Origin of the sequence: Pseudomonas sp., assembly GCF_050739995.1 — a bacterium.
Taxonomy (GTDB): domain Bacteria; phylum Pseudomonadota; class Gammaproteobacteria; order Pseudomonadales; family Pseudomonadaceae; genus Aquipseudomonas.
This window is the reverse complement of sequence record NZ_JBOICG010000672.1, coordinates 1-8,169: the sequence shown is the minus strand read 5'-3', so window position 1 is coordinate 8,169 and position 8,169 is coordinate 1. Positions and strand designations below refer to the sequence as shown.

The window sequence follows — 8,169 nt, the reverse complement described above, 5'->3', positions numbered from 1 at the left end:
AGAAGCGTTCAGCCCAGTCGTCAAACGTGTTCAGGCATTCACGAAATTCACGGAAGACGACTTCAGCATCGACCGTCTTTGCATCCATTGGGGTCAGGGCCAGCCTGCCAATGGCCGGATTCAAAACGCAGCCCCGTCAACCGGAACATTCACTCGGTAAACCATCTGCAATCCCTCGCACTGTGTGATCAGGCGAAGGACTTTGCAGAGGTTCGTCAGGTAAAGAAGTCGGCGTTATTCGTCAGGATGGCTGGGATGTTTCATCAAAACATCAGGTCAATGGAATATCGGTCGTAGGAGACAGATTACTGGGCAAGAAGTCCTACAACTTCAACTGCCCAATTGCCTTGCTCAACTCCCCAGCCAACGTCGCCAGTTCATTGCTGGTGGTGGCTGAGTCCACGGTCTGCTGTACGGTGTTTTCAGTCACATCGCGAATGCTCACCACCGCGCGGTTCATCTCTTCGGCCACATGGCTTTGCTGCTCGGCGGCCACGGCGATCTGGGTGTTGCTTTCGCGCATCTGTGCCACGGCGCCGGTGATCTCGGCCAGTGCGACACCGGCTTCCTGAGCCTGTTGCACGCAGTCGTCGGCCTTGAATGAGCTTTCCTGCATGAAGTCCACCGCATCGCGGGTGCCGGCTTGCAGCGCCGAGACCATGCGGGTGATTTCATCGGTGGAGCTCTGCACACGCTTGGCGAGGTTGCGCACTTCGTCGGCAACCACGGCAAAGCCACGTCCCATTTCCCCGGCGCGGGCGGCTTCGATGGCGGCGTTGAGGGCGAGCAGGTTGGTCTGTTCGGCGATGCTGTGGATGACACTGACCACGCCGTTGATTTTCTGGCTGTCCTCGGCCAGTTTCTGGATCATTTCGGCAGTTTGTTGCACGCCGGTGGACAGCCCGGCGATCGAGCGCTGCACACGAATGACCACTTCCTGGCCGCTGCCGGCGAGTGTGTCGGCAGACTGGGACAGATCGCGGGTGGCGCCTGCGTGCTGGGCGATGTGGTAGACCGTGGCCGTCATCTCATTGATAGCGGTAGCGGCCTGGTCGGTTTCGCTTTGCTGGCCGAGCATGCCGTGCTGCACCTCGTTCATGCTGCTGGCCAGGCGTGCTGCGCCCTCGTCCAGTTGTTGGGCAGTGCGCGCCACGGTATTGACCACGCGCTGGTAGCCGGCCTGCATGGCGTTGAACGCACTGGCCATCTGGCCGACTTCGTCTTTGCAGGCCAAGGGTACGCGGGCTGACAGGTCGCCGGTTTTTTCGACATGCAGCATCACATCCTTGAGTGTGTTGAGCTGGCTGAGCAGGAAGCGGATCAGCAATTGCGAGGCGCCGAGCATTGCCAGCATCAGGATCAGCACGGCCACGGCGTAGTTGGCGAAGCGTTCGCTGAAGACCTGGCTCAGGCTGCGCCCGTAGGCCAACACGGCGATCTGTTGCCCGTTCGCGCGGGTGATGACTTCGGCGCCGATCAGCGGGTTTTCACCGAACAGGGGCATGTGATCAAGCTCGACCCAGCCGCTGGCGCTGCTCAGGGCTGACAGATCCTGGTCTGCCAGTTGTGGCACTTGGCCCTGCGCAAACTCCAGCCAATGCTCGCCCTTGGGCAACGCCTTGTCGACGGGCCAGGCAGCGAGCACGCGCGCCTGCTCCTGCGCAGAGGTTTGGGATGCGTCGCTGCGTGCCTGTTGTTCAAGCTGCACGGCGTACAGCACCAGCAGCAGAGTGGTGATGAAGGCGACCGCGTTGACGGCCCAGAATTTGTATTTCAGCGAGATATTGCTAAGCCAGGCACCCATGGAAGGTTTTCTCTGATAGCGGAAACAGTATTGGCAAGGTGCCATTATTGTGCCGCTACTCCGAAAACCGGTTTTGACATGGGTCAATGCGCCGCATCAATCCACTTGAGGCAGGCCAAAAAAGGCGCGAGCACTGGCGGTGCTGTGCTCGGCCAGGTCCTCGATGGCTTCGTTACGGTGCAGGGCGACTTCGCGCAGCACTTCGGGTAGATAAGCCGGTTCGTTGCGCCCATTTTTCGGTTTTGGTCGCAAGGTGCGCGGCAGCAGGTACGGCGCATCGCTTTCCAGCATCAGACGACCACGGGGAATTTCCCTGACCAGTGGATGAAGATGCGTCCCACGGCGTTCGTCGCAGATCCAACCGGTGATACCGATGTGCAGGTCAAGATCGAGGTAGCTGAACAGCGCCTGCTGTTCGCCGGTGAAGCAATGCACCACGGCGGCGGTCAGGTGGTCTCGGTAGTCCTTGAGGATCTCCAACAGGCGCTGGTTGGCGTCGCGTTCGTGGAGAAACACCGGCAGTTTCAGCTCGACTGCCAAGGCCAGGTGTTCCTCGAGGACTTTTTCCTGTTGTGGACGCGGGGAAAAGTCCCGGTTGAAATCCAGCCCGCATTCACCCACCGCACGCACGCGGCTTTCGCTGAGCAAACCGCGTAAGCGCTGTGCGCTATCACTATTCCAGTCGCTGGCGGAGTGCGGGTGGATGCCGGCGGTGCTGAACAACCGCTGGCCGCTTTCATCGAGTTTTACACACAGTTCGAGGGCCTGTTCGCTGTCGTCGACACTGGTGCCGGTGAGTACTAATTGCTGCACGCCGGCGGCATAGGCACGGTCAAGAACCGCTTGGTGCCTCTCGTCGAAACTGGGGTTGGTCAGGTTGACGCCGATATCAATGAGTTGCATGGTGCTATCTCCGCCTGCGGCCGGAAAGCATATCAGAGCTGTAGATTTATAAGAAAACCAAGAACTACAACGAGTTAAAGCTGTCTTTGAACGTCGCAAGTGACATTGTGGTTGGCCGAACGCCTTCTTCCGTGCCGCCGTTGCGTGCCTTGCCAGCGCTTAAAGCGCTCTGTTTCTGACCTCCAGCACCTCGTCTTTCACGATGGCGCTGGCCAGTATTCTTTCCGGAGAGCGGATGATCCGACCCTCGGCGTTGCTTATGTTGTGCCTGACGTTACTGCTGCCCATGGCGGCGGTGGCGCGTCTGGATGGCCCGCTGGAAGTGACCAAGCCCGGCAAGGTGCGAGACCTGGCACAGATTCGTTCCAGCCGCACCTTGCGGGTGCTGGTCAACCAGAGTCGCAACAGCTCTGGCGAAATCCAGGGCCAGGCCATCGGTGTCGAATACCATCGCTTGCGGGCCTTTGAGCAGTACCTGAACGGTCACGCCCGTGACGGTGAAGAAATCAACCTCAAGATCATTCCCAAGGCCAAGGATCAGTTGCTGGGCGCGTTGGCCCGGGGTGAAGGCGACTTGGTGGCCCCTGGTGAACTGCTGGATGTGAAGGCTGCACACAGGATCAGCGCCAGCGACCCGATAGTCAGCAATGTGCCGTTGTGGTTGGTGGGCGTTAAGGGCGAGCGACGGTTTACCAAGCTTGAGCAATTGTCCGGGCGCACGTTGATGCTGACCACCGGCAGTGCCGCAGCGGATGCCATCAGCCAAGTCAACCAGAAGCTGGCGCTGCACAAGCAACCACCCGTGAAGGTGGAGTGGGTCGACCCGACACTGGCAGTGGAAGATGTGCTGGAGATGGTCCAGGCCGGGATCTTCCATTTGACCATCGTCGAGAAACCCATTGCCGAACGCTGGTCGAAGATCCTGCCCAAGCTGCGTTTTGATAAGCAGGTGGCGATCAGTGAGCCAGGTGACGAGTATTGGTTCGTGCGTCAGGATGCCTCAATGCTGCGGGCCAGCATTGACCGGTTCCTCAAGACCTATCGAACACCGTCCGACCAGGATGTGGCCTTTCAACGGATTTACCGACGCCTTTATCAGGTACGCAACCCGCTGGCCCGCGCTGATCGTCAGCGCCTGGAGAAGCTGCGCCCAGTTCTGCAAAAGCACGCCCGGGAGCAAGGCATGGACTGGTTGAACCTGGCCGCGCTGGCTTTCAAGGAGTCCTCCCTCGACCCCGGAGCGCGCAACAGTGGCGGCCCGACCGGCTTGATGCAGATCACCCCTTCGGCGGCGCAGCGAGTTGGGGTGAATAATATCGAGAGCCTTGATAGCAATGTGCAGGCAGGGGCGCGTTACCTGGCGATGATCCGTCGCAAATTCTTCGCCAGCCCCAAGCTCAACGAGAGAGAACGCATGGCCTTTGTGCTGGCCGCTTACAACATGGGGCCGGAGCGGGTGCAGGGCATGCGTGCGGAGGCCCGTCGGCGTGGGCTTAATCCGAATCAGTGGTTCTTCCAGGTTGAACGCATTGCCATGGAGCAGGTGGGGATGGGCGGCGTCAGCTATGTTAATAGCGTGAACAAATACTACCTGGCGTTCAATCGGGAGCGGGAGTCCCTTGAGCCGGCTGGGCCAAAGATCGTCTCACGCAAATAATCGATTATTTCGATATTGATAAGGCATATTTTCGGCTTTTATCATTGCTTAATCTGATTAATATAGCGGCCAACCCAACCCTACTTTGAAAAGGATTATCCCCATGAGCCCACTGATCAAAAGCATTCTGTCCACCCGCGCCGGGTATGGCCTGACGATTCTGCGTATCTTCGTCGGTATTATCTTCGCCGCCCACGGTTCGCAGAAACTGTTCGGCTGGTTTGGCGGTTACGGCCTGGCTGGCACGGCGCAATGGATGGAAAGCATCGGCCTGGCTCCGGGCACCCTGATGGCAGTATTGTCGGGTGGTACCGAGTTCTTTGCCGGCCTGGCGTTGATCATCGGCCTGTTGGCGCGCCCTGCGGCATTGGGCCTGACCATTCTATCGCTGGTGGCGATTTTCTCGGTGCATATCCACAACGGTCTGTTCATGGCCAACAACGGTTATGAGTTCGCATTGGCTTTGCTGGGCGGCTCGCTGGCGGTGATGTTGGAAGGCGCTGGCAAACTGTCGGCCGATGGAGCCATCAGCCGCTGATCCCTGGGTAACCCCCTGAAAAAGCCCGCCATGAGCGGGCTTTTTCGTTGCTTGGGATTCTTGACACTGGCCCATCGGCTTCTCTAGGATGCTGCTCATGCGCCGATTTAAACAGCTAATTGCGGGGCGCCACTGGGACTCATACAGCCCGACAGAAGCGTGTTATCTCATGCAGAGCACACTTCGAAATACCGCTAAAGCGCTGGTTCGGTGTTGCCTCTCACCTGCCCGCAGACTTTTGAGGCAGAGACACGACACGATGAATGCACTACGCCCCCTTATTCGCCTGGCCCCAATCACTGCGGACCTGACCCAACGTAACCCCAAGATCCTCCTTGGCGGCAAGCACCAACCCACGCTGTTGCGTTACCTGGATGGCTGGCCCCGTCGCACCGGGCGGCCCTCGGCGTTTCTGATTCAGTTTGTTGAAGACGGCGATTCCCTGACCCGTTTTGCCAGCGACAGTTTCGACCTTGCGGTGATCCAGGCGCCTAGCGCCAGCGATGCCGATGAAGTGATCCGCCAACTGACGCGTATTGCCCGGCAAGGGCTGATTGCCCGCCGTTGAGTACTCAGTGACGGGGCGATGAAGAAAGCGCCCGACGCCGGCGCAGCCAAAGAGAAAGCCCCCAGGCGATCAGGCACAACAGTAGCGGCACAGTTGCGATCAGGAGCAGTTTCAGGAGGTGTTCGAAGCGATGCACACGCGCATAAGCCTCGACCTCCAGTGCATTCAGCTCCATGGGTAGTCGCAGCCGTTCTTTATTGAGCGCTTGTAACTGGGTATTGGTATCGACAGCCTGGGCGCCAAAACCTGCGATCTGTGGGGCCAGCCGCTGCCACTCTTGTTCTGTGCGTTCAAGTCGTCGCTCCAGCTCTCCCGATTTCTCCTGATAAGCCTGTGCCGCTGCGTCGCGCATGTGTTCAAGCACATGCAGGGGGCGGGTGAAGGTACGTGGCCGAATATTCGCAAGCGCTGGGGGCGCCGCCAGGTTATCCAATGTATTCAAGACAAACTGCACATTGTTGTTGGGAGCGGAACGGATGACCGCGTCTGCGAGTAAATCCGTGTCGGCGACCAACACCACCTGGATCTGCGCAGTCTTCTGCAAACCGGGTGGCTGTCCGTTAATGCCATCGGGAAATGCCGAGTAGGCGGGGCCTTCAAGGCGAGCTGCGATGACATGGGCCTGTCCAGGCGCAGCCGCTTCATCGATGAATGAGTCGAACTGCGTCGCTGAAGCATAACTTCCTACGTCAATCAGTTGGGACCGTCGGGAGCTTCGCAGCAGTGGGGTGAATGTCGTTCGGCTTTTCCGAGTGCGAGAAAGGGCGCCGCTGCTCGATACGATCATTGAGCTCAGTTTCCAACTGCTGACATCGCTGGCGGTCATGGCCTGTCGTGGCAGGTTCAGCAAGGCCGGGCGTAATACCGTTGGCTTGTTTGGGTCTTGGGTGGTCGATGAGGCGTAGAGGTTATCGACCAACAGCTTGTCCGTCTGCATCTGTACACCCCATGCGGCCAGCAGCCCATCCAGTCGGGAACCTGACGATGCGGGGTTTGTGTCCATTTCGCTCCGCGGATCAATAAAAATCATCAGCTTGGCGCCCTTCAATACATATTGTTCAATCGCATACAGGGTCTGCTCGGGCAGGGCGCGCGGATGCACTACCATCAGCGTGTCGATCGATGGTGGCACCTGGGCGATATTGGAAGCCAGTTCAGCCAGGTTGAAATGCTCGTTCAGGTGCGCCAATAGCTCTCCGGCAGACGTGTTTAACGCAAGGCCTGACAGCAGGCCGACGGTTGGGCGCCCGGGGTGCATCAATTGATGGATCAGATGGCTGATTTCGTACTCAAGCAAGGACGCCTGGTCCGGGTTGAAGGCTTCGATGCGTTGCGCACTTTGGCCAGCGCGGGTGCCGATGAGGCCCAGGAATCCTTGCGTATTATCAAGCCCGAATAAACTGGCCCTGTAGGCCTCTTCGGAAAAAGGAGTTGGGTCGATAACGTGTAGGTTGATCATGCCCTTGGCCGTCTTCTCGAACTCCTTGAGTAAGTCTTCCACCTGTTGGCCGTAGCGCTCCAATGTGTGGCTTTTCTTGGGGTCATTGATCGAGTTGAAGTAATACAAATCCAGTGGGCTTTCGAGGGTTTTGAGAAAGTCCCGTACGGCTGGCGATAAAGTGTGGATTTTATCTTGTGAAAAATCCCAGCGGGCATCAGGCAGTTTTTTTACCCAGACGAGATTGAATGCGAGGAAAATTAACGATATGACGATGAGTGTCATACCCGTACGAAGAGCGGATCGCATCAGGGGCTATCCTTCTCAGCGGTTTTTGTAGTTGAGTGTGAGGGTTGTAGCGGATAGGAAAAAAAAGATGATGCTGATGAAGTAAGCACTGTCATGAAGGGTCAGTTTTCCATTGTCCATCGTACTGAAGCGTAAGATAGGGTTGAGCGATATCAAGCTATCAATCACCCATATCGGCGCCTGATGTTCAAGCGCATCCAGAGCTGACGAAAGTCCACTGGCTGTCAGCAATAGGCCTAATGTCAGTAGGAAAATCACAATGCGTTGGTGTGTCAGTACGCATACGAAGCTACCGACGGCCAGGTAACTACCTGCCAATAACCAGCTGGCGATGAATTGCGAGGCGATAATGCTGTTGTCGGCGGTGCCAAGATAGTTAGCGGCGATGACTATCGGGAAGTTTAATATCAGGGCAATACTGCACACGACCCAGGCCGCCATAAACTTTCCGATTACACGTTCAGCAGAGGTAATAGGCAAGATTTTCATCATATTGGAAAAGCTCGCATTGTGTTCATCTGACCACAGCTGCGTCGATAGCGTGGGGATCAGCAGAAGATAGAGCCAGGGGTGAAGCTCGAAGAACGCCTGCAAGTCGCTGCTGTTTCGTTCCATCCAGTGCTGAGTGTGCAAACCCAGTACGGTACACAGCACCAAGAACACTGCCACATTCAAATAGGTCTCTGGTGAGGAGGCATAACTGATGAGCTGGCGTTTGAAAATAGTGGGTAGTAGTTTCAAGGGGATACCTCTTGGCTGAGATGGTGAACGACATCGTTCAGGCGTCCTGGCTCCAGGCTCATGGACGTTATGTTCCAGCCGCGGTGGGTAATGAGCGCGTTGATTGAGGGGAAAATGGAGTGACCGGGCATAGCCAGAACCGTGACCGTACCCGGTGCGAGCCGGTCCTCTTCGATGCCGGCGACGCCGGGTAATACGGCAAGTGCCAGTA

7 protein-coding genes and 1 pseudogene are annotated in these 8,169 nt (G+C 57.5%); 3 read left to right on the top strand and 5 right to left on the bottom strand.

Going from position 1 to position 8,169, the window contains the following annotated elements; all coding sequences use genetic code 11:
- Positions 1-322 precede the first annotated feature (322 nt).
- Together ACRESD_RS22855 and ACRESD_RS22850 are read right to left on the bottom strand one after the other, a co-directional pair.
- Positions 323-1,804, bottom strand: a complete 1,482-nt coding sequence (locus ACRESD_RS22855) for a methyl-accepting chemotaxis protein (protein WP_431752982.1) — start codon at positions 1,802-1,804, stop codon at positions 323-325.
- Positions 1,805-1,900: 96 nt separating this feature from the next.
- A complete protein-coding gene (locus tag ACRESD_RS22850; RefSeq protein ID WP_431752981.1) occupies positions 1,901-2,707 on the bottom strand; it encodes a TatD family hydrolase in 807 nt (268 codons plus the stop codon).
- A gap of 235 nt (positions 2,708-2,942) precedes the next feature.
- Here ACRESD_RS22850 and ACRESD_RS22845 point away from each other — a divergent pair, with 235 nt between their 5' ends.
- From ACRESD_RS22845 to ACRESD_RS22835, 3 genes are all read left to right on the top strand, one after another.
- Entirely contained in the window at positions 2,943-4,364 is a 1,422-nt protein-coding gene (locus ACRESD_RS22845) for a transglycosylase SLT domain-containing protein (protein WP_431752980.1), read from the top strand.
- Between the two features lie 103 nt (positions 4,365-4,467).
- Entirely contained in the window at positions 4,468-4,902 is a 435-nt protein-coding gene (locus ACRESD_RS22840; RefSeq protein WP_431752979.1) for a DoxX family protein, read from the top strand.
- A gap of 259 nt (positions 4,903-5,161) precedes the next feature.
- A complete protein-coding gene (locus tag ACRESD_RS22835) occupies positions 5,162-5,470 on the top strand; it encodes a class I SAM-dependent methyltransferase (protein ID WP_431752978.1) in 309 nt (102 codons plus the stop codon).
- 4 nt (positions 5,471-5,474) lie between these two features.
- On the opposite strand, the gene ACRESD_RS22830 is transcribed toward ACRESD_RS22835, so the two are convergent.
- From ACRESD_RS22830 to ACRESD_RS22820, 3 genes and pseudogenes are all read right to left on the bottom strand, one after another.
- Complete coding sequence (locus ACRESD_RS22830) at positions 5,475-7,217, bottom strand: Gldg family protein (RefSeq protein WP_431752977.1); 1,743 nt, start codon at positions 7,215-7,217, stop codon at positions 5,475-5,477.
- Between the two features lie 15 nt (positions 7,218-7,232).
- Positions 7,233-7,958: an ABC transporter permease gene (locus ACRESD_RS22825; protein WP_431752976.1), complete on the bottom strand. Its 726-nt coding sequence runs from the start codon at positions 7,956-7,958 to the stop codon at positions 7,233-7,235.
- Positions 7,955-8,169, bottom strand: a pseudogene (locus tag ACRESD_RS22820) (ABC transporter ATP-binding protein); the annotation flags it as partial. The gene ACRESD_RS22825 and the pseudogene ACRESD_RS22820, both read right to left, overlap by 4 nt.

Coding starts and splice junctions, on each gene's coding strand:
- ACRESD_RS22835 (WP_431752978.1), top strand. CDS start 5,162: ATGAATGCACTACGCCCCCTTATTCGCCTGGCCCCAATCACTGCGGAC.
- ACRESD_RS22850 (WP_431752981.1), bottom strand. CDS start 2,707: ATGCAACTCATTGATATCGGCGTCAACCTGACCAACCCCAGTTTCGAC.
- ACRESD_RS22845 (WP_431752980.1), top strand. CDS start 2,943: ATGATCCGACCCTCGGCGTTGCTTATGTTGTGCCTGACGTTACTGCTG.
- ACRESD_RS22840 (WP_431752979.1), top strand. CDS start 4,468: ATGAGCCCACTGATCAAAAGCATTCTGTCCACCCGCGCCGGGTATGGC.
- ACRESD_RS22855 (WP_431752982.1), bottom strand. CDS start 1,804: ATGGGTGCCTGGCTTAGCAATATCTCGCTGAAATACAAATTCTGGGCC.
- ACRESD_RS22830 (WP_431752977.1), bottom strand. CDS start 7,217: ATGCGATCCGCTCTTCGTACGGGTATGACACTCATCGTCATATCGTTA.